Origin of the sequence: Roseococcus sp. SDR (assembly GCF_019083995.1) — a bacterium.
Classification (GTDB): domain Bacteria; phylum Pseudomonadota; class Alphaproteobacteria; order Acetobacterales; family Acetobacteraceae; genus Roseococcus.
In genome coordinates this window covers 1-21,307 of sequence record NZ_JAHRCU010000002.1, presented here as the reverse complement: position 1 = coordinate 21,307, position 21,307 = coordinate 1, and the positions used below count along the sequence as shown (strand labels likewise).

At 71.9% G+C, this 21,307-nt stretch carries 21 protein-coding genes; 10 read left to right on the top strand and 11 right to left on the bottom strand.

Features of this window, described 5'->3' with window-relative positions:
- Positions 1–6 precede the first annotated feature (6 nt).
- The 4 genes from KTR66_RS02240 to KTR66_RS02225 all read right to left on the bottom strand — a co-directional run bounded on the left by KTR66_RS02240 (position 7) and on the right by KTR66_RS02225 (position 2,732).
- Positions 7–1,431 (bottom strand): portal protein, encoded by a 1,425-nt coding sequence (locus KTR66_RS02240; protein WP_213609970.1) that lies wholly within the window; start codon positions 1,429–1,431, stop codon positions 7–9.
- A gap of 5 nt (positions 1,432–1,436) precedes the next feature.
- Complete coding sequence (locus tag KTR66_RS02235) at positions 1,437–1,664, bottom strand: hypothetical protein (protein WP_213609968.1); 228 nt, start codon at positions 1,662–1,664, stop codon at positions 1,437–1,439.
- A 184-nt stretch (positions 1,665–1,848) separates the two neighbouring features.
- Entirely contained in the window at positions 1,849–2,301 is a 453-nt protein-coding gene (locus KTR66_RS02230; RefSeq protein ID WP_213609966.1) for a hypothetical protein, read from the bottom strand.
- Positions 2,298–2,732 (bottom strand): hypothetical protein, encoded by a 435-nt coding sequence (locus KTR66_RS02225; RefSeq protein ID WP_213609964.1) that lies wholly within the window; start codon positions 2,730–2,732, stop codon positions 2,298–2,300. Before KTR66_RS02225 ends, KTR66_RS02230 begins: the two co-directional genes overlap by 4 nt.
- Before the next feature lie 145 nt (positions 2,733–2,877).
- Here KTR66_RS02225 and KTR66_RS02220 point away from each other — a divergent pair, with 145 nt between their 5' ends.
- The 3 genes from KTR66_RS02220 (at position 2,878) to KTR66_RS02210 (ending at position 8,022) form a co-directional block, all read left to right on the top strand.
- Positions 2,878–3,528: a helix-turn-helix transcriptional regulator gene (locus tag KTR66_RS02220; RefSeq protein WP_213609962.1), complete on the top strand. Its 651-nt coding sequence runs from the start codon at positions 2,878–2,880 to the stop codon at positions 3,526–3,528.
- A gap of 1,063 nt (positions 3,529–4,591) precedes the next feature.
- Entirely contained in the window at positions 4,592–5,998 is a 1,407-nt protein-coding gene (locus KTR66_RS02215) for an HlyD family secretion protein (protein WP_213609960.1), read from the top strand.
- Positions 5,998–8,022, top strand: a complete 2,025-nt coding sequence (locus tag KTR66_RS02210; RefSeq protein WP_213609958.1) for a glycosyltransferase family 2 protein — start codon at positions 5,998–6,000, stop codon at positions 8,020–8,022. Before KTR66_RS02215 ends, KTR66_RS02210 begins: the two co-directional genes overlap by 1 nt.
- A 4-nt stretch (positions 8,023–8,026) precedes the next feature.
- On the opposite strand, the gene KTR66_RS02205 is transcribed toward KTR66_RS02210, so the two are convergent.
- Both KTR66_RS02205 and KTR66_RS02200 read right to left on the bottom strand, forming a co-directional pair.
- The gene (locus KTR66_RS02205) at positions 8,027–9,436 is read right to left on the bottom strand and encodes a TRAP transporter large permease subunit (protein ID WP_213609956.1); all 1,410 of its coding nucleotides are present in this window, start codon (positions 9,434–9,436) and stop codon (positions 8,027–8,029) included.
- Positions 9,436–9,984: a TRAP transporter small permease subunit gene (locus KTR66_RS02200; protein WP_213609954.1), complete on the bottom strand. Its 549-nt coding sequence runs from the start codon at positions 9,982–9,984 to the stop codon at positions 9,436–9,438. Before KTR66_RS02200 ends, KTR66_RS02205 begins: the two co-directional genes overlap by 1 nt.
- A 182-nt stretch (positions 9,985–10,166) precedes the next feature.
- Between KTR66_RS02200 and KTR66_RS02195 the strand changes: the two genes are divergently transcribed.
- The 7 genes from KTR66_RS02195 (at position 10,167) to KTR66_RS02165 (ending at position 17,677) form a co-directional block, all read left to right on the top strand.
- Positions 10,167–12,146 (top strand): proton-conducting transporter membrane subunit, encoded by a 1,980-nt coding sequence (locus tag KTR66_RS02195; protein WP_249731814.1) that lies wholly within the window; start codon positions 10,167–10,169, stop codon positions 12,144–12,146.
- Entirely contained in the window at positions 12,146–13,105 is a 960-nt protein-coding gene (locus KTR66_RS02190; RefSeq protein ID WP_213609950.1) for a respiratory chain complex I subunit 1 family protein, read from the top strand. Before KTR66_RS02195 ends, KTR66_RS02190 begins: the two co-directional genes overlap by 1 nt.
- A gap of 115 nt (positions 13,106–13,220) precedes the next feature.
- On the top strand, positions 13,221–13,889 hold the full coding sequence (locus tag KTR66_RS02185) for a hydrogenase-4 component E (protein WP_213609948.1): 669 nt from the start codon (positions 13,221–13,223) through the stop codon (positions 13,887–13,889).
- Complete coding sequence (locus tag KTR66_RS02180; protein ID WP_213609946.1) at positions 13,886–15,301, top strand: proton-conducting transporter membrane subunit; 1,416 nt, start codon at positions 13,886–13,888, stop codon at positions 15,299–15,301. Before KTR66_RS02185 ends, KTR66_RS02180 begins: the two co-directional genes overlap by 4 nt.
- Entirely contained in the window at positions 15,298–16,782 is a 1,485-nt protein-coding gene (locus KTR66_RS02175) for a nickel-dependent hydrogenase large subunit (RefSeq protein WP_213609944.1), read from the top strand. Before KTR66_RS02180 ends, KTR66_RS02175 begins: the two co-directional genes overlap by 4 nt.
- Positions 16,779–17,156 (top strand): glyoxalase superfamily protein, encoded by a 378-nt coding sequence (locus KTR66_RS02170; protein ID WP_371818983.1) that lies wholly within the window; start codon positions 16,779–16,781, stop codon positions 17,154–17,156. The genes KTR66_RS02175 and KTR66_RS02170 overlap by 4 nt, the downstream gene beginning before the upstream one ends.
- Complete coding sequence (locus tag KTR66_RS02165) at positions 17,156–17,677, top strand: NADH-quinone oxidoreductase subunit B family protein (protein ID WP_213609942.1); 522 nt, start codon at positions 17,156–17,158, stop codon at positions 17,675–17,677. The genes KTR66_RS02170 and KTR66_RS02165 overlap by 1 nt, the downstream gene beginning before the upstream one ends.
- Before the next feature lie 3 nt (positions 17,678–17,680).
- Here KTR66_RS02165 and KTR66_RS02160 read toward each other — a convergent pair whose 3' ends face one another.
- Genes KTR66_RS02160 through KTR66_RS25165 form a run of 5 tightly spaced genes read right to left on the bottom strand, consistent with a single transcriptional unit; the run spans position 17,681 to position 21,175 of the window.
- A complete protein-coding gene (locus KTR66_RS02160; RefSeq protein ID WP_213609940.1) occupies positions 17,681–18,604 on the bottom strand; it encodes a sugar kinase in 924 nt (307 codons plus the stop codon).
- Positions 18,601–19,212: a bifunctional 4-hydroxy-2-oxoglutarate aldolase/2-dehydro-3-deoxy-phosphogluconate aldolase gene (locus tag KTR66_RS02155; RefSeq protein ID WP_213609938.1), complete on the bottom strand. Its 612-nt coding sequence runs from the start codon at positions 19,210–19,212 to the stop codon at positions 18,601–18,603. Before KTR66_RS02155 ends, KTR66_RS02160 begins: the two co-directional genes overlap by 4 nt.
- Positions 19,212–19,664: a GNAT family N-acetyltransferase gene (locus KTR66_RS02150; RefSeq protein WP_213609936.1), complete on the bottom strand. Its 453-nt coding sequence runs from the start codon at positions 19,662–19,664 to the stop codon at positions 19,212–19,214. The genes KTR66_RS02155 and KTR66_RS02150 overlap by 1 nt, the downstream gene beginning before the upstream one ends.
- A 27-nt stretch (positions 19,665–19,691) precedes the next feature.
- Complete coding sequence (locus KTR66_RS02145; RefSeq protein WP_213609934.1) at positions 19,692–20,285, bottom strand: DUF1194 domain-containing protein; 594 nt, start codon at positions 20,283–20,285, stop codon at positions 19,692–19,694.
- Complete coding sequence (locus tag KTR66_RS25165) at positions 20,282–21,175, bottom strand: peptidoglycan-binding protein (protein ID WP_305799099.1); 894 nt, start codon at positions 21,173–21,175, stop codon at positions 20,282–20,284. Before KTR66_RS25165 ends, KTR66_RS02145 begins: the two co-directional genes overlap by 4 nt.
- Positions 21,176–21,307 lie beyond the last annotated feature (132 nt).

Genomic DNA, 21,307 nt, shown 5'->3' with positions numbered 1-21,307 from the left:
GCTGTGTCACTCCGGTTGGACCGAGGGGGCGAGGATTTCGGCGGGCGCGCCGAGGGTGCGGGCGAGCCAGCGGGCGGCGGCGGCGGCATCCACCTCGGCCACCGCGGCCGCCCCCATCTTCGAGACGGCGTCGAGGAAGAGCAGCGTGTTCGCCGCATCGGCGCGGCCCTGCACACGGGCCAGCGGGCTTTCGTAGCGCAGCGCCACGCGCCCCTGGTCGAGCAGCACCGGCGGCACCTCGCCGCGGCGGGCCAGGATGGCGAGGCTGCGCGCGACGAGCGGTGTCAGCAGCTCCGATTGCAGCCGGCCATAGGTGGCGCCGAGGAGGCGGGCCGTCTCGGCGCTGCGCTCCAGCACCTCGGTCGCGGTCATGCGCTGGTCGCGCAGCGCGCCCAGGCGGTCGGCCAGCAGGGCGGTGCGGATGCGGGCGCGCAGATCGTTCAGCACGAGTTGCGAGACGTCGAAATCGCCGGGGGCGGCGAGCGGCGTCAGGCCCGCGCTGCCCGGCGCCTTGGGGATGATGGCGCCGGGGGTGAGCTGGACCGTCGCCGGGTTCAGCACGCCGTCATCCTCCGCCTGCCAGATGCCGGTGACGGCGATGGAGGCGTTCTTCAGGACGAGCTCCACCACGCGGTTGGCGGTGCGGATGTCGGGCAGGGCCTTGATGACGGGGCCGCGGCCATAGACCTCGCCCGGCGCCTTCAGCCAGCGGAAGGCGATGAAGGGCGCGTCGGCGAAGCGGCCCTGCGCCACGAAGATCGGCGCCTTCAGGCCCGGCGCGTCGAAGACGGCGGCGTAGCGATGGCCCTGGCCATCGGGCCAGACCGCCTCGATCAGGCGGTGGCGCAGGGGCTCGGCCTCATCTGCCTCGGCCGCGGCCTCGCGCTGCATCGCGGCGGGGATCTCGGCGAAGGGGAAGCGGCGCAGCATGGCCGCGGTGCTGAGGCGCGTCTCACGGAAGACGGTGTCGAGCCGGCCGGCCGGGCCTTCCTCCAGTACGGCGGTGCGGACGGGGACGGCGGTGAAGCGCAGCGCCGTGGCCTCGCCGGGCGGGGCCTCCTCCACCAGCATGATGCCGGTGCCGGTGATGACGAGGTCGAGGAAGGCCTGGTGCATCTCGACGGCGAAGTTGGAGCGGTCGAGATGCGACTGCAGGGTCTCGGCGGTCTGTTCCAGGGCCGCGGCCTCGGCTGGCTCGGTAAGACCATGGGCGGGGGCAAGGCCGAACCAGCGGGACCAAGGGGGCGTCAGTTCGGCGAGGAGGGAGGCGCCGAGCTGTTCGGCGGCGTCGGCGGCGGTGGCGTCGTAGAGGGTCGCCGCCTCATTCGGGGCGGGCAGCACATGGGCATAGGCGTCGCGCCAGTTGCTTTCATGCGGGCGGCGGCGGGCGAGGGCGGCGTCGTGCCGGGCGAGGATCTGCTGCGGGGTCATGGCCGTTACTCGCCGAGGAGGGATTTGCGGGTGAGCGCGACGGGCAGGGGAGCCAGGACGCCGCGTGCCGAAGTGGTGATGGTCCCCTGGCGGGCACTGGCGCGGCTCTCGCTGCGGGCGGTCTCGGCCGCCTGCGCCGCCTGTGCGGATGGGTTGGCGGTGGGCTCGGGCGTCGGGGCCGGGAGCTGGGGTGGGACCACCACGGGCTTCGGGGCGCGGAACAGGCCTGCCATGCGCGGCGATCTCCTTGCTGGATGGGGGGCGAAACGCCGAAAGGGCCGGCCCCTTCCGCCCGGGGGCGGAGGGGCCGGCCCTTCGGGTGGCCGTTGCTGGAAAAGGGGCCAGGGGGGCGGCAATCCGTGCTGGACGCAATTCGCCCCTTGGCAAAGGTGTTTTACGCCTTGGGCGTTCCGGATGTCAAGTTTTTTTCCTAGATTCATTCATCCAGGCCGAATCCCCCCGCGTCAGGGCCTGGTGCAGGCCGGCGGGCGTGAGGGCGAAGGGCGCATGCGGCCCGAGCACCGCGCGGCAGATGGAGACACAGTTCAGCGGCATGCCGCGCAATGGCGTGCCGAGCGCCTGGTCCTCCAGCGGGTAGGGGCCGAGCGGCAGCAGCCCGGCGCGGCGATAGAAGCCGGGCAGGTCATAGCCCGGGGGGACGGCGAGGCGGGCGAGGAGGAGGCGGCCGGAGAGCGGGTCCACCACGGTCCAGCCGGCCGCGTCCTCGAGGGCCGCGAAACAGTGGCGGAAGCCCGGGCGAAGCAGCCGCTGCCAGGCGTGGTCGGCACGTCCGGAGAAGATGATCCACGCGCGCTGCGGCGATGGATGACGGCGGTGGGCTGGCCGCGGGGGCGGAGGGCGCGCGCTCATTCGGCGCGGCCGGAAAATGGAATGATATCCGCCTCATGCACGCCCAGGCCGGGCGCGCCGGCAACGATGCCCTTCACGCGCAGCGGCCACTCCAGGCGGCTCATCGCCTCGCGCCAGAGCCGGTGGTCGCCGCGTTCCTGCAGGTGCCGCGGGTCGGGCGCCGTGCCGCGCTCGCCCCAGAGGCGCATGATGCGGGCGTGGGCGAGCTCGATCCGGCGCTGGCGATAGAGGCGGTCCAGGCACTTGATCACGTCATCCGGCTCGCAGGGGCGGGGGGTGAGGCCCTTGCCGGCGCTGATCCGTGCGCCGTCACGCCGCGCGACGAGGGCGGCCATGGTCCAGAACCAGGCCTCCTCGGCCGAGGCGAAGGGCTCCGTCCTGGCGGGAGTGGCGAAGCGTGGGGCGTGGCTCGTTCGGGGGGCGGGGGGCATGAGGACGCTTCCTTTCTGGGGCTGTTCGGGAGAGGCAAATGAGAACATTTAGGGAACATAAGGCGAAGCCTCCCTCCCGTGCAAGCGAATTGAGCAACATTTTCCTATTGCGCGATGACGTGACACCTATGATGGTCCTACCGCCATGCGACATGACGACATCTGGCGGGCGATTGATTCGCTCGCTGCCGAAAACGGCCTTTCCGCCTCCGGCCTCGCCCGCAAGGCCGGCCTGGATCCCACGGCCTTCAACCCGTCGAAGCGCATCGGCCCGGATGGCCGCGCGCGCTGGCCCTCGACCGAGAGCGTGGCCAAGGTGCTGGGCGCGACTGGCGCCGGGATCGAGGCCTTTGCCGCGCTTGTCTCGGGCCAGGCGGCGCTGCCCAGCCATTCGCGCGGGCCGCGGCCGACGCGGCGGGTTCCCCTCATCGGCCTGGCCCAGGCGGGCGGGGAGGGCTTCTTCGACGATGCCGGCTTCCCGGTGGGTGGCAGCTGGGACGAGATCAGCCTGCCCGAGATCAGCGACCCCAACGCCTATGCGCTCGAGATCTCGGGGGATTCCATGGAGCCGGTGTTTCGGGATGGCGATGTGGTGATCGTCTCCCCCGCCTCGCCCGTGCGGCGGGGGGACCGCGTGGTGGTGCGCACCCGTCTGGGCGAGGTGATGGCGAAGGAGTTGAAGCGCCAGAGCGCCAAGCGGATCGAACTGGGCAGCCTGAACCCGGCCCATCCGGATTACAGCTTTGACCTGCCGGATATTGCCTGGATGCATCGCATCCTCTGGGCCAGCCAATAGGACGGCGGCGCCCCGCAACATCATTTAGGCAAAGGCATGGATTAATTTAAGCTTCACTTCGCTCGGAAAATGTCTAAAAAACTCGCATTCCCCTCATTCGGTGGCGTTCGCCCTTGGAGGTGCAGGGGTCCTGGGCGCGAGGTGCCGAGACATGGCCTCCGAGGCGGAGGGAACGGGGCAAAAGGCCGCAGCCGCGCCTCACCCGCCACGGGGTGAGGATGGGCGACCCATGCCGCCGCCCTCGCGGCCGGTCGGCCTCCCCTTGTTCGGCCGCAGGCGACCGGCGGCGGAGGATGCCAAGGCCCCAGCCCCGGGCGAGCCCATGCGCCCCCCGGTCCGGATCGAGCCTGTCATCCTCCTCGCGCCACCGCCCGCGGTCCCCAGTGGCGCCGGCCCCCCCGCCGGAGTTTCGCACGCGCCCGGCCCAGGCTTTCTGGCGGCGGTGAGCGAGGCGGCCACGCGCGCTCTGCGGGGCCCATCGGCTGAGGAGCGGGCTTCCGGCCTGCCGCCCGGTCTGGAAGACGCGGCTCGAAAGCCCGCGCCCGTGGCGCCATCCGCGCAGGCGCCGCGCCTCGCTCTGGGCGCGGCTGCCCAGGTTGCCGCGCCCCGACTCGCTGCGGTGGCATCACGCGACGCGAAGTCGGAGGGCCCGCGGGCCGTTCCAGCCCTTCAGGCTGATCCGGTTCTTGCGCAGCCTGTTCCGCCGCCGGTCGCCCCGCGCGTGGAGCCCGCGGCTGAGTCCATTCGCATCCGGCCCGTTCCGTCGCTGCCGGCTGAGGCGCCTCCGGTCGGCGTTGCGTTGGAGCCTCGGGCGGAGGCCATTCGCGTCCAGCCCGCCCCAGTGGCTCCAGCAGTGGCTCCGGCGCTGCCCGAGCCCGTCGAGCCTCCGGCCGAGCCTGTTCGTGTCCGGCCAAGCCCGCCGCCCGCCGCTGCGCCGCTGCCGTCGGTCCCCACGGCACCGGCTGCCCGCCCTGAGCCCATCGGCCCGGCGGGGCCTCCTTCGGCTGAGGCTGCCCCGGCTGTGCCGCCGCGGGCCGCAAGCCCGGTCGCCATAGGGAGGGTGTTGCGCAACCACGCCGAAGCCGCCGCGGCCTGGATGCGTGCTCGGCCCTGGAACCGCCCGGACCTCGCCGGGCGCCTGCGCGAGTCCTGGCGCCGCCACGGGCTGGGCGGGCCGGATTGGGCCGGCAATGCTTTGCGCGGCGTCACCTATGGCGGCGCCATCCTTCTTGCCGGGAGCCTGCTGCTGGCCAGCCTGCCACCCATCCTGGCCGACACCAGCACGCGTGCCGTGGTGAACGCGCCCGTCATCCTGGTGACCGCCCCCATCGACGGCGAACTCGACCGGCTTCGCGCGGAGCCAGGCGACCCCGTGGGTGGCGGCGAGGTGCTGGCGCGCATCCGCAATGAGCGGCTGGACCGCTCCACCCTCATCGGGCTGGAGAACCAGACCCAGGGCACGCGCATCAGCCTGAACGGCTTGCGCGAGCGTATCTCGGTGCTGACCGGCTGGCTGGAGGCGCTCGATCAATCCATTCGCGAGCAACGGGAGGTGGCGCTCAGCGTCGCGCAGGAAGTGGAGCGTGAGGCTCGTGCCAAGGCCGCGAGTGCGGCTGCTACGCTGGCTGAGCAAAGCACGCTCGTCGCGCGGCAGCGCCGCCTGCTGGAGGCGGGCGTGGTGAGCCGCGAAGTGCTGCTGATCGCGCTGCATCGCGAGCGCGCGGCGCAGGAGGAACTGCTGGCCACCCAGGCCTCGCTCGCGCGGCGCGAGGCGGAGCGGCGCTCCATCGAGGCGGGCAGCTATGCCGGGGAATCGCAGAGCGCGCTGGGCGCGCTGATCGAGCGTCGGCGCGATGCGGCGCTCGAGCTCTCCCGCCTCCGCGTGGATGAGGCGCAGCTCAGCAACAACCTCAACGCGCTCTCGGCGCAGACCGCGACGGAGACGGCGCGCCTCGCCCGGCTGCTGGACGCGGAGGTGGCGGCACCCAGCAGCAGCCATGTGCTGCGCGCCTTCGCGAGCCCGGGCCAGCGGCTGAATGCCGGCGACACGATCGCGGGCATGGTGGAGTGCCGCAACGCCTTTGTCGTCGGCATCTTCTCGGTGCGGCAGGCGCATCGGCTGGCCGTCGGCGCGCCTGTCGTGGTGGAGGCGGAGGGCTGGGCCGAGCCGCGCTACGGCCGCGTGCGCCAGGTGCTGCCGCGCACGACCGACCGCGTGGACACCAACTACGCCGTGCCCTTCCCGCCGATGGAGCGGCGCGAGATGTATGTGCTCATCGACCTCGAGCCCGCGCCGCCGATTCGCGCCACGCGCGGCGGGCGGCCGGCCGTGCCCTGCGACATCGGCCGCTGGGTCAGCGTCGAGATCGAGGGCGGCTTTCTCGCTGGCATGGCGAGCGCGGCGCTGCGCTTCTCGCGCAATGCGCTGGCGATGATCTTCGGCCAGGCGCGCGCCGACGCGGGGGGCTGATGCCCGGCCCGCCCGACCTGCTGGAGGCGTTGCGGGCGGGCTTCGGCGTCTTCATCGCGGTGGCGCTCCTGGCCCTTCTGCTCACGCCGAAACGCGCCTTCGACCGCGGGTTGATGGCGCTCGTCACCACGCCGCCCATCCTGATCTACATGCATTGGCGCTACACCCAGACGCTTCCCGCCTATGACTTCGCCTTCGAGCCGATCTGGGCGCGGCTGTTCTTCACCTTCGAGGCGCTTTCCATCCTCTATTCGCTGGGGGCGGTGCTGATCACGCTGCGCAACTCCGAGGCGCGGGTGAAGGCGCAAGCCGATGCGGCGGAGGCGGCGCTCACCGCCAGCGGCGAATGGCCCGCCGTGGACGTGATGATCTGCACCTATAACGAGCCGCTGGCGGTGCTGGAGAAGTCCATCCTCGCGGCGCTCTCGCTCGACTATCCGAAGGAGTGCGTGACCATCTGGGTGCTGGACGACACCCGCCGCGCCTGGCTGCGCGACTATTGTGCCGAAGTGGGTGCCCGCTACATCACGCGGGCCGACAACCGCGCGGCCAAGGCGGGCAATCTCAACAATGGCTGGCGGGTGACGGCGGGCGAGACCAATGCGCCGCTGCTGCTGGTGCTGGACGCGGACTTCGCCCCGCAGCGGCGCATGCTCCGGCGCATGGTGGGGCTGTTCGGCGATCAGCGCGTGGGCGTTGTCCAGACGCCACAATTCTACTACAACCCCGATCCGATCCAGCACAATCTGGGCGTCACCGCCGCCTGGGTGGATGACCAGCGCATGTTCTTCGACCTGTTCCAGCCGGCGAAGGATGCCTGGGGCTGCGCCTTCTGCGTGGGCACCGGCTTCATGGTGCGGCGGGATCTGCTGGATCGCCTCGGCGGCTTCCCGGAAGGGGCGGTGAGCGAGGACATCTACCTCACCTACGGGCTGATGCGGCACGGCTATGAGACGCGCTGGCTGAACGAGCGGCTCTCCATCGGCCTCTCGGCGGAGGATATCGCGGAATACTGCACGCAGCGGGCGCGCTGGTGCCTCGGCACCATCCAGGTGGCGATGCTGGCCGATGGCCCCATGCGCGGGCGCGGCTATACGCTGAACCAGCGGCTGCACTACCTGCACGGGCTGTTGCACTGGCTCTCCAAGCCCTTCCTGCCGCTGCTGCTGATCGGGCCCGCCATCTACTGGGTCTTCGGCGTGCCCGCCTTCCAGACCGACCATGTGGATTTCGTGCGCTACGGCGTGCCGGCTCTGGTGTGCTTCTGGCTGCACAGCGCCTGGATCTCGCGCGGGCGCTCGCTGCCGATCTTCACCGAGGCGGCGCATGCGGTGGCGGCGCTGCCGGTCTCCATCGCACTCGCCTCCGGCCTGCTCCGGCCCTTCGGGCGGCCTTTCAAGGTGACGGCGAAGGGAAGCTCGCGCACCGAGATGCGCTTCAACCGGAACTTCGCCTTCGGCTTCGGCGCGATCGTCGTCGCCAATCTGGGCGGCATCGCCTGGTCCCTGCTGGGGCCGGACCAACCGGTGGAGGTGCCGGCCGAGGATGTGATGAACATCGTCTGGGCCTCCATCGCCATCATCCTCGCCATCGTCTGCCTGCTGGTCTGCTGCGAATTGCCGCGCCCGCGCCGGGATGAGCGGTTCGACCTGCATTGGCCGACGCGGCTCTGGCTGGCGGGGCCGCAGAGGGGAATATTGGGGCCGCATTGGGAGGGCGCGCGGCTGTGCGACGTCTCGGCCGGGGGCGCACGCATCGCGCTGCCCGAGGGGCTCGCCGCGCCGGGGGCGGGCAGCCTGATCTGGTGCGAATTCCCCGAACTCGATCCGCTCCGCGCCCGCGTCGTCCGCGCCACGCCGGGCGGCATGCTGGGGCTGCGCTGGGAACTGGAGGAGGCGGAGCGCCGCCGGCTGATCGCGGCGCTGTTCTCCCAGGCGCCGGAGAACATCGCCGGGACCGGGGATTTCCGCCGGGCGCTGGCGGGGCTGTGGGGCCGCATCCGCAACCCCGACTGGCGGCGATAAGGCCTTACCGGAACACCGGCACCGCGTCGTCATCCACGGGCGGGGGCGGCGGCACGTCGATCACGACCGAGGCAGGGTCCACGCCTGTGCCGCGGTCGATGAAGAAGGTCACGCTCTCGGGCCAGAAGATCACGATGGCAACCAGGATGAGTTGCAGCGCGAGCCAGGGGATGGCGCCCAGGTAGATGTCCTTGGTCAAGACCGACTTCGGCGCGATGGAGCGCAGGTAGAACAGCGCGAAGCCGAAGGGCGGGTGCATGAAGCTCGTCTGCAGGTTGATGCAGAGCAGCACGCCGAACCAGATCAGATCGATGTCGAGCTTGGCGGCGACCGGCGCCAGCAGCGGCACCACGATGAAGGCGATCTCGAAGAAGTCGAGGAAGAAGGCCAGGAAGAAGATGAAGACGTTGACGAAGATGAGGAAGCCGGTCTGGCCGCCCGGCAGGTGGCTGAGCAGATGCTCGACCCAATGGGAGCCGTCCACGCCCTGGAAGACCAGGCTGAACACGGTGGCGCCGATCAGGATGAAGATGACCATGGAGGTGATGCGCATGGTGTTGCCCATCGCCTCGCGCAGCAGCTTCCAGGTGAAGGTGCCGTTCATCCAGGCGAGCAGCACCGCACCGACGGCGCCCATCGCACCCGCTTCGGTGGGGGTCGCGAGGCCCATGAAGATGGTGCCGAGGACGAGGAAGATCAGGCCGATGGAAGGCACCATGCCCTTGAGGACGCGGCGGTAGAGCGGCCAGCCGCGGGCCATCAGCGCCTCCGGCGGCAGGGGCGGCACCTTGTGGGGAGCCACGATCGAGACCACCGCGATGAAGGCGATGAAGAGCAGGATCTGCAGGATGGAGGGGCCGATGGCGCCGGCATACATGTCGCCGACGGACTTGCCCAACTGGTCGCCCAACACGATCAGCACGAGCGAGGGCGGAATGAGCTGGGTGATGGTGCCGGACGCCGCGATCACGCCCGTTGCGATCCGCATGTCGTAGCCGTAGCGGATCATGATGGGCAGCGAGATCATGCCCATGGCGATGACCGAGGCCGCCACCGTGCCGGTGATGGCGCCGAGCACGGCGCCCACCAGGATGACGGCATAGGCGAGGCCGCCCGGGATCTTGCCGAAGAGCTGGCCGGTGCCCTCCAGCAGATCCTCGGCGAGGCCGCAGCGCTCGAGGATCGCGCCCATCAGGGTGAAGAAGGGGATGGCCAGAAGCAGGTCGTTGGAGAGGATGCCGAAGACGCGCAGCGGCAGGTTGCCCAGATAGGCGGCGGTGAAGAAGCCGAGCTCGATCGAGAGGAAGCCGAAGAACAGCCCCACGGCGCAGAGCGAGAAGGCCACTGGGAAGCCCAGCAGCAGGAAGAGGACGAGCCCGCCGAACATGAGCGGGGGCATGAGGTCGAGGGTCATTATTGTTCGGGCCGCTGGTATTCGGTGACGACGGCGACGCCCTGCACCGGGCCGCGCAGGAGCGCGATGCGCTTGATCAGCTCGGAGAGGCCCTGCAGGACCAGCAGGAAGAAGCCGAGCGGGAGCAGGATCTTGGCCGGCCAGCGGATGAGGCCGCCCGGGCTCGCCGACATCTCGCCGCGCATCAGGCTGTCCATGAAGAAGGGCCAGGTCATCCAGCTGAGCAGGATCATTCCCGGAAGCAGGAAGACGATGATGCCGAAGATATCCACGTAGAGGCGGCTGCGTTCGCTCATCCAACCGTAGAAGAGGTCCACGCGGACATGTTCGTTGCGGAACAGGGTGTAGCTGGCGCCCAGCATGACCACCGCGGCGAAGAGGTACCACTGCACCTCGAGCCAGGCGTTGGAGGAGACGTTGAAGCCATAGCGGCTCAAGGCGTTGCCGGCGCTGATGGCACAGGCCAGCAGGATGCACCAATCGGCCAGCCGGCCGAATTTCTCGTTCATCCAGTCCACGCCCCGGCTGAAGGCCAGAAGCACACCCATCGCGTTCTCTCCGCGGGAATGGCGCATCCACGCGCCTGCGGGACGCTCCCTAAAGATAAGTTGCGGCTTGTCCAGCCTGGAGACGGGGGGCGAAGGGGCCTCGCCCTCGGCGCATGGGCTGTTAAGCTGCTCCGGATGGCAAGGCGAATCGAAAACCGGGCGCCCGGAGCCGGGCGGTGTTGATGCTGCTGGGCGCCTGCTTCCTGGCCCTGCTGGGTCTGGGGGCCCTGGGCGCGACCGGCCGTGCGCCGCGCTGGGTCTTTCTGGGCAGCGCGGTGGCAAGCGCGGGGCTCGGCCTCGTCGGGGCCATTGGACTGCCGGCCACGCCGCTGCCCTTCGGCCCGCCCTGGGGTGCCGCGCAGGTGGCGGTGGATGCGCTGGCGGGCTGGTTCCTGGTGATCCTGGCGCTGGCCGCGGTGCCAGCCTGCCTCTTCGCCGCCGCCTCGCCCCCGCCGCCGCGGGCCGAGGGGGCGGGCTTCCCGCTTTTCCTGGCCGGCATGGCGCTGACGCTGATCGCGGCCGATGGCTTCACGCTGATGCTGGGCTTCGAGCTGATGTCGCTCGCCTCCTGGGCGCTGGTGGCGGCGCGGCATGCGACGGGGGCTGGGCGGCGGGCGGCGCGGCTTTACCTCGCTTTCGCGGCCTTCTCGGGGATCTGCCTGATCGGCGCGGTGGGGCTGCTGGCGGCGGGCGGGGGCCTCGGCTTCGCGGCCATGCGGGCGGCCCCGCCCGAGGGATGGCGGGCGGCGGCCGTGCTGGCGCTGGTGCTGCTCGGCGCCGGCTCCAAGGCGGGCCTCGTGCCCTTCCATGTCTGGCTGCCGCTCGCCCATCCGGCCGCGGCGAGCCCGGTTTCGGCGCTGATGTCGGGTGCGATGGTGAAGATCGCCCTTTATGTGATGATCCGCCTGCTGTTCGACCTCTCGGGCGCGGCGCAGCCGGCCTGGTGGGGGCTGCCGCTGCTGGGCCTGGGCGTGGCGACGGCGCTGATCGGCGCGCTCCGGGCCAATCTGGAACGCGACACCAAGGCGATCCTGGCCTGTTCGACCCTTGAGAACATGGGGCTGATGGTGGCGGCGCTGGGCTTGGCACTCGCCTATCGCGGGGCGGACCTCTTGCCCTTGGCGTCCGTGGCGCTGGCGGCGGCGCTGCTGCATGCGCTGAACCATGCGGCCTTCAAGACGCAGCTCTTTCTCTCGCTCGGCGCGGTCTACAGCCTGGCCGGCAGCCGCGATCCGGACCGGCTGGGCGGGCTGATCCACCGCATGCCCTGGGTCGCGGGTTGCGCCATCCTGGGCGCGCTTTCGGCCGCCGCCCTGCCGCCGCTCTCGGGCTTCGCCAGCGAATGGCTGCTGCTGCAGGCGCTGATCCAGGGCTTCCGCGCCTCCGACATGTCGGTCCAGCTCATCGCCGCGGCCTCGCTGGCCGTGGTGGGCATGGCGGTGGGGCTGGCGGCGGCGGCGATGGTCCGGCTGGTGGGGCTGGTCTTCCTCGGCCGGCCGCGCACGCCGCGCGTGGCGGGCGCACCCGACGCGACCGGGCTGATGCGGGTGGCGCTGGTGCTGCCCACGCTGCTGACGCTCGTGCTCGGCCCGCTGGCAGCGGTGGCGCTGGGCGTGCTGGATGGGCCGATCCGCCAGGTGCTGGGGCCGCAGGCGGCGGCACCCCGCTTCGGGCTGGAGCTGGCGCTGGGCGAGGGCGGCTCGCGCTACCTGCCGGGTCTGGTGGCGTTGCTGCTGGCGCTGGTGGTGGGCGGGCTGGTGCTGCTGGTGCGCCGGCGCTCGCCGCGGGAGCCGGCGCGCGGCCCGGCCTGGGATTGCGGCTTCCTGCCGCCGCCGCCGCACATGCCCTTCGGCGATCCGCTCAGCCAGGTGAGCGCGCTCGGCCTGGGCCAGCCGATCCGGCGCAGCCTGGGGGGGCTCGCCATCGCGCCGCGCGAATGGCTGGTGAACCAGCCGCCCGGCTCGCCGGCTGCCGCCACCTTGCGCGTCGAAGGCCAGGATCGCGGCTTCACCCGGCTGCTCTACCCGCTGGCGCGGGCGCGGCGGGCCTTGTCGCGTGAGGCCGAGCAGCTGCGCGGGCTGAGCCTGCGCTTCTATCTGGGGCTGACCTTCGGCACGCTGGTCTCGCTGCTCGCGCTCGTCGCGCTGCTGGAGCGCGGCTGATGGCGGTGCTGGGCGGCCTCCTCACGCAATTGCTGCACATCGCGCTGATGCTGGCCGTGGCGCCGCTGCTGGTGGGGGTGGTGCGCTGGCTGAAGTCGCGGCTGATGGGCCGGCGTGGGCCGCACCCGATGCAGCCCTGGCGCGACCTGCTGAAGCTGCTGCGCAAGCGGCCGGTGCTGGCCGAGGGTGCCAGCCTCGTCTCCCGCGTCAGCCCCTATGTCGCGCTGGGGGCCACGGTTCTGGCCGCCGCCCTGGTGCCGAGCTTCGCCTTCGGCATGGCGCTGGCGCCGATGGCGGACCTGCTGCTGATCGGCGGGCTGCTCGCGCTGGCGCGCGTGGCGCTGGCGCTCAACGGGCATGATGCGGGCACGCCCTTCGGCGGGCTGGGCGCGGCGCGCGAGATGACCTTCGCCGTCTTCGCCGAGCCGGCGCTGATGGTCTGCGTCATGGTCTTCGCCGTGCTGATCGGCGGCACCAACCTGAACGCGATCGGCCATGGCATCGCGGATGGGCAGCTTGGGCTGCGCGTCTCGCTCATCTTCGCGGCGGTGGCGCTGGCCGCCGTGGCGCTGGCGGAGAATGCGCGCGTGCCGGTGGACAATCCGGCCACGCATCTGGAACTCACCATGGTGCATGAGGCGATGCTGCTGGAGGCCTCGGGCCGGCATCTGGCGCTGTGGGAGATGCAGGCGGCGCTGAAGCTGCTGGTCTGGCTCGGCCTGCTGGCGACGCTCTTCCTGCCCTATGGCACGGCCGCACCCGGCAGCGGGCCCTTCGCCTGGGGGTTGGGCCTGGTGCTCTGGGGGGTGAAGATCGGGCTGCTGGCGCTGGCGCTGGCGGTGTTCGAAAGTGCCATCGCCAAGATGCGCGTCTTCCGCGTGCCGGAATTCCTGGGCGGCGCCCTGATGCTGGCGCTGCTGGCGGCGGCGCTGATCTTCGTCTCGACGGGGTTGGCGTGATGGGCCGCCGATTCAGCTCCCCGCGGCTTTCGCCGCTCCGACCATCGGAGGCGTTGCCGGGCCACCGATTCAGCTCTCCGCGGCTTTCGCCGCTCCGACCATCGGAGGCAGGGTGATGGGCTTCGGCGACACCTCCTACGACGTGGCGCATGTGCTGGGCGGCGGCATGCTGCTGATTTCCTTCGTGCTGCTCTATCAGCGGCGGATCTTCGCGCTGGTGAATGCGCTGGCCTTGCAGGGCGTGGTGCTGGCGCTGGCGGCGGCCTGGCAGGGCCATGTGCAGGGCGCGCCGCAACTCTACATCACCGCCGTCATCGCGCTGGCCGCCAAGGGTGTGCTGATCCCGATCTATCTGCGGCGGCTCGTGATGCAATTGCCACCGGCACGGCGTGCGGAACCGGCCTCCGGCATCGGCGCCAGCATGATCGCGGGCTTCCTGCTGGTGGGGCTCAGCATCCTCGTCGTCCTGCCGGCCACCGCGGGTGCCAGGGCGCTGGCGCGGGAGGATCTGGCCATCGCGCTCTCCGTCGTGCTGCTGGGGCTGCTCATGATGGTGACGCGGCGGACGGCGCTGGCGCAGATCGCGGGGCTGATGACGCTGGAGAATGGCCTCGTGCTGGCGGCTGTGGGCGTGGCCGGCATGCCGCTGGTGGTGGAGCTTTCGACCGCCGGGCTGGTGCTGGTCATCGCCGTCATCGCGGGTGTCTTCGCGCGCGTGCTGCATGAGCGCTTCGACAGCCTCGACACCTCCGTGCTCGATCCGCACCGGGGCGAGGGCACATGACGCTCTGGCTCATCCTCGTCCCGGCGCTGGCCGCGGCCTTGTGCGCGGCGCTGCCGGCGCGCGCGGCGCAGCTGAACATCCTGGCCTCCGGCGTCACGCTCCTGCTCGCGCTGCTGCTGCTGGGCGAGCCCGCCGGGGGCGGCTGGCTGCGGGCGGATGCGCTGAACACACCCTTCGTGCTGATCGCGGCCATCGTGGGCTTCGGCACGGCGGTGTTCTCGGCGCAGGACATTGCGGGCGACGGCTTCGACACCCGCCAGAACCGCGCCTATCACGCCGCCTTCCAGGGCTTCATGGCGGCGCATTTCCTCGCACTTCTGGCCGATAATCTCGGCGTGATGTGGGTGGCGATCGAGGCGGGCACGCTGGCCTGCGTGCTGATGGTGGCCCTGCACCGCACGCCGGCTGCGATCGAGGCCGCGTGGAAGTTCTTCATCCTTTGCGGTGTGGGCATCGCCCTCGCCTTGTTCGGGCTGATCGTGCTGGCGCTGGCCGCACAGCCGGTGGCGGGGCATGCGGAGGGGCAGCTCTCCTACACGGCGCTCCGCGCGCTGGCGCCACGGGCGGATGCGGGCCTGCTGAACCTCGCCTTCATTTTCCTGCTGGTGGGCTTCGGCACCAAGGCGGGGCTTGCGCCGCTGCATTCCTGGCTGCCCGATGCGCATGCCGAGGGGCCGACGCCCATCGCCGCCGTGCTCTCGGGCCTGCTGCTGAATGCGGCCATGCTGGGCATCCTGCGCGGCAAGAGCATCGTGGCGGCGCATCCGGAGGCCATCCCGCCTGGGCCCTTCCTGATCGTGATGGGCCTCGTCACGCTGCTGCTGGCGGGCTTCTCGCTCTGGCGGCGGCGCGATGCGAAGCGACTCTTCGGCTGGAGCAGCATCGAGCATATGGGCATCACGGCCATCGCCTTCGGGGTGGGCGGTGTCGCGGGGCATATGGCGGGGCTCTTGCATCTCTGGGGGCATTCGCTGGTGAAGTCGGCGGCCTTCTTTGCCGTGGGGCGCGCGGTGCGGATCAAGGGCGCGCAGCACATGGCGGCGATCGGCGGGCTTGCGACCTCGCATCCCGCCTTGGGCTGGGGCCTCGCTTTGGCCATGGCGGCGCTGGCGGGGCTCCCGCCCTTCAGCCTCTTCGCCTCGGAATTGCTGCTGGCCACCGCCATGGGGCGGGAGGCGCCCTGGCTGCTGCCGCTGCTGATCTTCGGCCTGCTGGTGGCGGGCACGGCGCTGCTGCACGCCATGCAGCGCCTCTGTTTTGGCCTGCCCACGCCGCAGCCCGCGCCGATGGAGGCCGGCCTCGCCACGCTGCTGCCGCTCTGGGGTCACCTCGTGCTGGCGATGATCCTCGGCGTGGCGCTGCCCGGGCCGCTCGCGGCCATGCTGCTCGAAGCGGCGAGGGCGCTGACATGAGCCTGCGCACCCTCATCGAATCCGGCCAGCGGATGGGCTGCACCCCTTGGCCGCGCTTCCTGCTCGACCAGCGCCGCTGGGCCGATCTGGCGCCCGTGCCCGGCTTCGCGCTGCTGGGCCTCTGGGGCGAGCCGGGCTTCGCCCATGCGGCCTTCCTGGATGAGACGCGGCTGGAGGTGCTGCTCGCCTCCGTGCCGGCGGAGGAGGGGCGCATCCCCGCCCTCTCGCCGCGCTGGCCCTCCGCCGCGCTGTTCGAGCGGATGCTGCGCGACCTCTGGGGCATCGAGGCCGAGGGCGGCACGGATGCGCGGCCCTTCCTCGATCACGGCCGCTGGCCGCTGCTGGCGCCGCTCTCGGCGCGGCCGGTGGCACAGGCGCCGGAAGCCAAGCCGATGGAGTTCCTGCCGGTGGCGGGCGAGGGCGTTCACATCATCCCGGTCGGCCCCATCCATGCCGGCGTGATCGAGCCCGGGCATTTCCGCTTCCATGTGCAGGGCGAGATCATCGTCCGGCTCGAGGCGCGGCTTGGTTATGTGCACAAGGGCACGCTCTCGCTCATGCAGGGCAAGCCGCCGCGCGCCGCGGCGCGCTTCGCGGCGCGGCTTTCGGGCGACACCACCGTCGCGCATTCGCTGGCTTTCGCGCGCGCGGCGGAGGCCGCGCTGGAGGTGGAGGCGCCGCCGCGCGCGCAGGCCCTGCGCGCCGCCATGCTGGAGCTGGAGCGGCTGCACAATCACCTGAACGACCTCGGCTTCATCGCCAATGATGCGGCCTTCGCGGTGATCCATGCGCGCTGCGGCTGGCTGCGCGAGGGGCTGCTGCGCGCGCAGCGTGACGCCTTCGGCCACCGGCTGATGATGGATCGCGTGCTGCCGGGCGGCGTCGCGCAGGATGTGGCGCCTGACGGCGTGGCGGCGCTGCTGGCGGCGCTCAGCGCGATCGAGGCTGAGTTGCCCGCGATCCTCGCGCTCTACGAAGGCCATGCCAGCCTGCAGGACCGCGTGCTCGGCACGGGCATCATGGAGCCCTGGCTGGTCGCTGCTTTCGCGCCGGGCGGCGTGGTGGGGCGCGCCGCCGGCCGCGGCTTTGACGCGCGGCTGCTGACGGGCGAACTGGCGCCCGAGGCGCTGGTGACGCAGTCCGGCGCCGATGTGGATGCGCGCTGGCGGCAGCGTTACGCCGAGGTGCTGCAATCCCTGGCCTTCCTGCGCGAGCTGCTGCCGAGCCTGCCGGAGGGCGAGCTGACGGTGCAGCTGCCGCCGCGCGGCGGCGAGGGCATCGCGCTGGTGGAGGGCTTCCGCGGCGAGTGCCTCGCCTGGATGCGGCTGGACGGCGGGGGCGGGATCGAGGCCTGCATGCTGCGCGACCCGTCCTGGCTGCATTGGCCGCTGCTGGAGGCCGCGGTGATCGGCAATATCGTGGCCGATTTCCCGCTGATCAACAAAAGCATCAATGGCAGCTACAGCGGGGTGGACCTGTGACGCCGCGCTTCGACGCCACCATCCCCGTGCTGCGCATCTTCGACCTCGCGAAGGCGCGGGAGTTCTACGTGGATTTCCTCGGCATGAGCTGGGATTGGGAGCATCGCTTCGACGCCGACGCGCCGGTCTTCGCGCAGGTTTCGCGCGGGGCGCTGCTGCTGTTCCTCAGCGAGCATTTCGGCGACGGCACGCCGGGGACGAAACTGCTGCTGCGCATGACGGGCCTGGATGCCCTGCATGCGGAACTGACGGCGAAGCATTATCGCCACGCGCGGCCCGGCATCGTGCAGCAGCCCTGGGGTTGGCGCGACATGGAGGTGGCCGATCCCTTCGGCAATCGCCTGGTCTTCACGGAAGCGATGGAGGGCGCCTGATGCTGATTCCGAAGCTGCTGCGCAACCTCGTCTCCCGCCCGCTCACCGACGCGGCCCCGCCGCCCACCCCGCCCGAGATCGTCGAGGAGTTGCGCGCGCGCCTGGCCGAGGCAGCCGAGGCGCGGTTGGGGCGTTCGCTCGCCATCCGCCAGGTGGATGCGGGCAGCTGCAATGGCTGCGAGCTGGAGGTGAATGCGCTGCAGAATGTGGCGCATGATCTGGAGCGCTTCGGGTTGCGCTTCGTGGCGAGCCCCCGCCATGCCGACATCCTGCTCGTCACCGGGCCGCTGACGCGCAACATGGCCGAGGCGCTCATGCGCGCGCGGGCGGCGACGCCCGACCCGTGCTGGGTGGTGGCGCTGGGCGATTGCGCGGCGGATGGCGGCGTGTTTCGCGGCAGCTATGCCGTGCTGGGCGGGGTCGAGGCGGCACTGCCGGTGGACCTCGTCATCCCTGGCTGCCCGCCCGCGCCGGAGCAGATCCTGGAAGGCTTGCTCGCGCTCATCGAGGCGAATGGCTAAGGCCTAAGCGCCCAGCAGCGCGCGGACCGCATCGGGGCGCGGAATGGGAGCCACGGCGCCATAGCCGGTGGTCGCCAGCGCGGCCGCCGCATTGGCATAGCGCGCGGCGGTGAAGGGGTCATCGCCGGCCAGTGTGCGGGCCAGGAAGGCGCCGCAGAAGGTGTCACCCGCGCCAGTCGCGTCCAGGCTTCGCACGCGATGCGCGGTGATGCGATGGCGGGCCTCGCGCGTCGCCACCAGCGCGCCGGCCGCGCCGCATTTCAGCACCACCAGCGGGCAGAGGCGCAGGTAGAAATCCACCACCGCATCAGGCTCCGAGAGGCCGGTCAGTGCGGTTGCGTCCTCCAGCGAGGGCAGCGCGATGTCGGCCTGGGCGATCGCGGCATGGATCACGGCGGCGGCGCGTGCGGCCGGCCAGAGGCGCAGGCGCAGATTGGTGTCGTAGGAGACGCGCACACCGGCCGCGCGGGCCAGCTCGATGGCGCGGAAGCCGGCGTCGCAGGCGGCATTCGAGATGGCCTGGCTGATGCCGGAGAGGTGCAGGATGCGGGCACTGGCGATGGCCTCGGCCGGCAATTCCTCCGGCCCCATGCGGCTGGCGGCGGAGCCGCTGCGGAAGAAGGCGAAGTGGTGGCCGGACGCGTCATGCGTGACGAGGTAGAGGCCGGTGGGAGCGGCCGGGTCGGTGCGGACGAAGCGGTGATCCACGCCCTCCTCGCTCCAGAGCGCGCGGAAGGCGCGGCCGGCCGGGTCCTCGCCGATGGCGGAGATGTAGCCGACCGAGGCGCCCTGGCGTGCCGCGGCGATCGCGGCGTTGGAGCTGTCGCCGCCGAAGCCTTCCAGGTAGAGCGCGCGGCCCTCGGCATCCGGGGGCTGGCGGTTCAGCTCCAGCATGGGCTCGCCCAGGCAGAGCAGCTCGGGCGTCATGCCAGCGCGGCCCTTGCGGCGGCCTGGAGCGCGGCCTTGTCGCCGGCGGCGATCAGCGCTTCGTCGGCGAGCTTGCCGCCCATGCCGACGAAGGCGGCGCCGGCGGCGAACCATTCGGCGGTGTTGCGCGGGTCCACGCCGCCGGTCGGGCAGAAGGCAACGCCGGGGAAGACGGAGCGCAGCGCCTTGAGATGCGCGGGGCCGCCGCTGGAGGCGGGGAAGATCTTCACCGCGTCCGCCCCGGCTTGCAGCGCCGCGCGCACCTCGGTCGGCGTGAAGGCGCCGGGCAGCATGGCGGCACCCGCCGCGCGCGCCACGGCGCAGACCTCGGCGTCCACCCAGGGCGTGACCAGGAATTTCGCGCCGGCCTCCAGGCAGGCCCGCGCCGTCGCCGCATCGGGCACGGTGCCCGCGCCCACCAGCAGCGCGGGGTCGGCGGCGAGTTCGCGGATCAGCGCCACCGCATCGGGCGTGGTCAGCGTGATCTCGATGGTGGTGATGCCCACCTCGCGCAGCCAGGCCACGGCGGTCGCGGCGTGCGCGGCCGTGCTGGTGCGGATGACGGGAATGATCCGCGCGGTGCGGAGCTGCGTGACGATGGGATGCATCAGAGAACCCGCGTGTACACGATGAAGCCGAGATGCTTCGCGACCTTGTCGTAGAGCAGGCGGCCCGCGGCATTGGTCTCATGCGTCTGCCAATAGACGCGCGCCGCGCCATCGTTCTTCGCGCGGGCGCAGACCGCCTCGATCAGGGCGCGGCCGACGCCCTGGCCGCGCGCCTCAGGCGTGGTGAAGAGGTCCTGCAGGTAGCAATTGGGGCCGATCGCGGTGGTGCTGCGGTGATAGAGAAAATGCGTGAGGCCGAGCAGCTGGCCCTCCTGCTCGGCGACGAGCGCGAAGACCGGCTCATAGGGGTCGAAGAAGCGCGCCCAGGTCATGGCCGTGATGGCGGGGTCGAGCGCGGTCGGCCCCACGCGTTCGTAGAAGGCGTTGTAGCCGGCCCAGAGCGGCAGCCAGCCGGCGTGATCCTCGCGCCGGACCGGGCGGATGATGGGCATGCGGGTCTCCTCCTGGCCCGCATTGGATCATCGAAGCCCCGCCTGCGCCAGTTCCAGCGTCACCTTGCGGCGGATGGCGGCGGCGAAGCTCGCCCAGTCGGGGGCGGCCATGGCGAAGCCGCCCGGTGTGATGGCGTGTTCGCGCAGCCAGTCGCCCGCCTCGGGCGGGCCGACGCCGAGCGCGTTCACGCGCACGCCCTGGGCCTCCGCATAGGCGCGGGCCTGGTGGGTGCGGGCCTCGGCGGATTCGCCGTCGGTGACGAGGTCGATCACCTCCTCCTCCGGCGCGCAGGGGGCGGTGGCGAGCTGGTCGAGGGCCGCGAAGATCGCGCCGCCGATATCGGTGCCGGCCACCTCGCCGCGTGGGGCCTCGCGCAGGGCCGTCGCGAAGGCTTGCGCGTCGGCCGCGCTGCGCAGGATGCGCCAGGGCACCATCTCGCGAGCTTCGTCGCTGAAGGAGAGGGCGGCGACGGCCACGCCCGGGCCGCGCGTGATGGCGCGCTGCACGGCGGCATCCTCGAAGGCGGCGGCATGGCCCTCGGCCTGGAGCTGCCATTCGGCGGGGAAGATGGAGGCGCTGGCGTCGAGCAGGAGCACCAGGGCCAGGGCGCAGGCGCTCATGACAGCAGCGCCCGGAAATTCGGGACGTCCTCGGCCGGCGCGGGCGTCACGGTCAGCGCGTCGTTGAAGAAGGCGCAGAAGCTGTCGGCGTGGAAATGGCCGTTGCCGCGCTGCGTCTGCACCAGGCCCCAGGGATTGGAAGCGGGGCGCAGGCTGCCGGCATTGTAGGCGATGGCGACGAGCGGCGGGTCGAAGCCCGTGACGCGCGCCTGGCGGGCGATGAAGGCGGCCCCCGCCGCGGCCGAGGTCGCGGCGTCCAGCAGGGCGGCGCGGTCGAGCCGGGGGTCGCCCAGCGCCTCGCGCGCGGAGGAAATGAGGGTCTGCATCAGGCCGGGCGAGACGCGGTGGGGCGTGGCGGCGTCGGAGGTGAAGCCCGGCTCCTCGCGCACCGCCTCGGCGCGACCGCCGCTCTCGGTGCAGGCGGTGGCGAGCAGCAGCTCCACCGGCACGGCGAAGCGGCGGGCGGCGGCTTCGAGCGGCGTCTGGTGGCGCGCCCAGCAGGCGGCGGCGATGCGGGGCGGCGTGTTGCCGGGCAGGGCCTGGCCCTCGATGGCCAGGCCCTGCGGCGTCAGGCGCCAGCGGCGCTCGCCGCGGCCATGCCAGTCGCTGAGCGGCGGCAGATAGGGGCGCAGCGCCTCGGCCCAGGGGCGCGGGCGGGTGAGGGCGGGCTGCGCGGTGAGGCGCGCCCAGGTCTCGGGGCCGATGATGCCGTCGGCGGCCAGGCCCTCGCGCCGCTGGAAGGTGGCGACCGCATCGCGCGTCATGGGGCCGAAGACGCCATCCGCCTCGCCGCGCAGGGCGCCCTGGCGGATGAGGGCGAGCTGCGCGGTGCGGATCTCCGGGCCGTTCATGAGCGGCAGGCGGAAGGCGAGGGGGCGGGCGGGGGTCATGGCGTGGCTCCGCAGGCGGGCAGGGTGGTGAGGCGCAGCGCGAGGTCCCGTGCCTCGCGCGAGGCGGCGGGCGCGACGGCGAGGCCGGCGCGGGTGGCGGCGCAGCGCTGCGCCTCCGTGCCCGCGCCCGGG

Bases quoted from the DNA above. Each gene is read 5' to 3' on its own strand.
- KTR66_RS02235 (WP_213609968.1), bottom strand. From the start codon at position 1,664: ATGGCAGGCCTGTTCCGCGCCCCGAAGCCCGTGGTGGTCCCACCCCAG.
- KTR66_RS02150 (WP_213609936.1), bottom strand. From the start codon at position 19,664: ATGCCCATCATCCGCCCGGTCCGGCGCGAGGATCACGCCGGCTGGCTG.
- KTR66_RS02165 (WP_213609942.1), top strand. From the start codon at position 17,156: ATGCTGATTCCGAAGCTGCTGCGCAACCTCGTCTCCCGCCCGCTCACC.
- KTR66_RS02180 (WP_213609946.1), top strand. From the start codon at position 13,886: ATGACGCTCTGGCTCATCCTCGTCCCGGCGCTGGCCGCGGCCTTGTGC.
- KTR66_RS02225 (WP_213609964.1), bottom strand. From the start codon at position 2,732: ATGCCCCCCGCCCCCCGAACGAGCCACGCCCCACGCTTCGCCACTCCC.
- KTR66_RS02230 (WP_213609966.1), bottom strand. From the start codon at position 2,301: ATGAGCGCGCGCCCTCCGCCCCCGCGGCCAGCCCACCGCCGTCATCCA.
- KTR66_RS02185 (WP_213609948.1), top strand. From the start codon at position 13,221: ATGGGCTTCGGCGACACCTCCTACGACGTGGCGCATGTGCTGGGCGGC.
- KTR66_RS02195 (WP_249731814.1), top strand. From the start codon at position 10,167: ATGCTGCTGGGCGCCTGCTTCCTGGCCCTGCTGGGTCTGGGGGCCCTG.
- KTR66_RS25165 (WP_305799099.1), bottom strand. From the start codon at position 21,175: ATGACCCCCGCCCGCCCCCTCGCCTTCCGCCTGCCGCTCATGAACGGC.
- KTR66_RS02205 (WP_213609956.1), bottom strand. From the start codon at position 9,436: ATGACCCTCGACCTCATGCCCCCGCTCATGTTCGGCGGGCTCGTCCTC.
- KTR66_RS02160 (WP_213609940.1), bottom strand. From the start codon at position 18,604: ATGACGCCCGAGCTGCTCTGCCTGGGCGAGCCCATGCTGGAGCTGAAC.
- KTR66_RS02240 (WP_213609970.1), bottom strand. From the start codon at position 1,431: ATGACCCCGCAGCAGATCCTCGCCCGGCACGACGCCGCCCTCGCCCGC.
- KTR66_RS02145 (WP_213609934.1), bottom strand. From the start codon at position 20,285: ATGAGCGCCTGCGCCCTGGCCCTGGTGCTCCTGCTCGACGCCAGCGCC.
- KTR66_RS02220 (WP_213609962.1), top strand. From the start codon at position 2,878: ATGCGACATGACGACATCTGGCGGGCGATTGATTCGCTCGCTGCCGAA.
- KTR66_RS02175 (WP_213609944.1), top strand. From the start codon at position 15,298: ATGAGCCTGCGCACCCTCATCGAATCCGGCCAGCGGATGGGCTGCACC.
- KTR66_RS02200 (WP_213609954.1), bottom strand. From the start codon at position 9,984: ATGGGTGTGCTTCTGGCCTTCAGCCGGGGCGTGGACTGGATGAACGAG.
- KTR66_RS02155 (WP_213609938.1), bottom strand. From the start codon at position 19,212: ATGCATCCCATCGTCACGCAGCTCCGCACCGCGCGGATCATTCCCGTC.
- KTR66_RS02190 (WP_213609950.1), top strand. From the start codon at position 12,146: ATGGCGGTGCTGGGCGGCCTCCTCACGCAATTGCTGCACATCGCGCTG.
- KTR66_RS02210 (WP_213609958.1), top strand. From the start codon at position 5,998: ATGCCCGGCCCGCCCGACCTGCTGGAGGCGTTGCGGGCGGGCTTCGGC.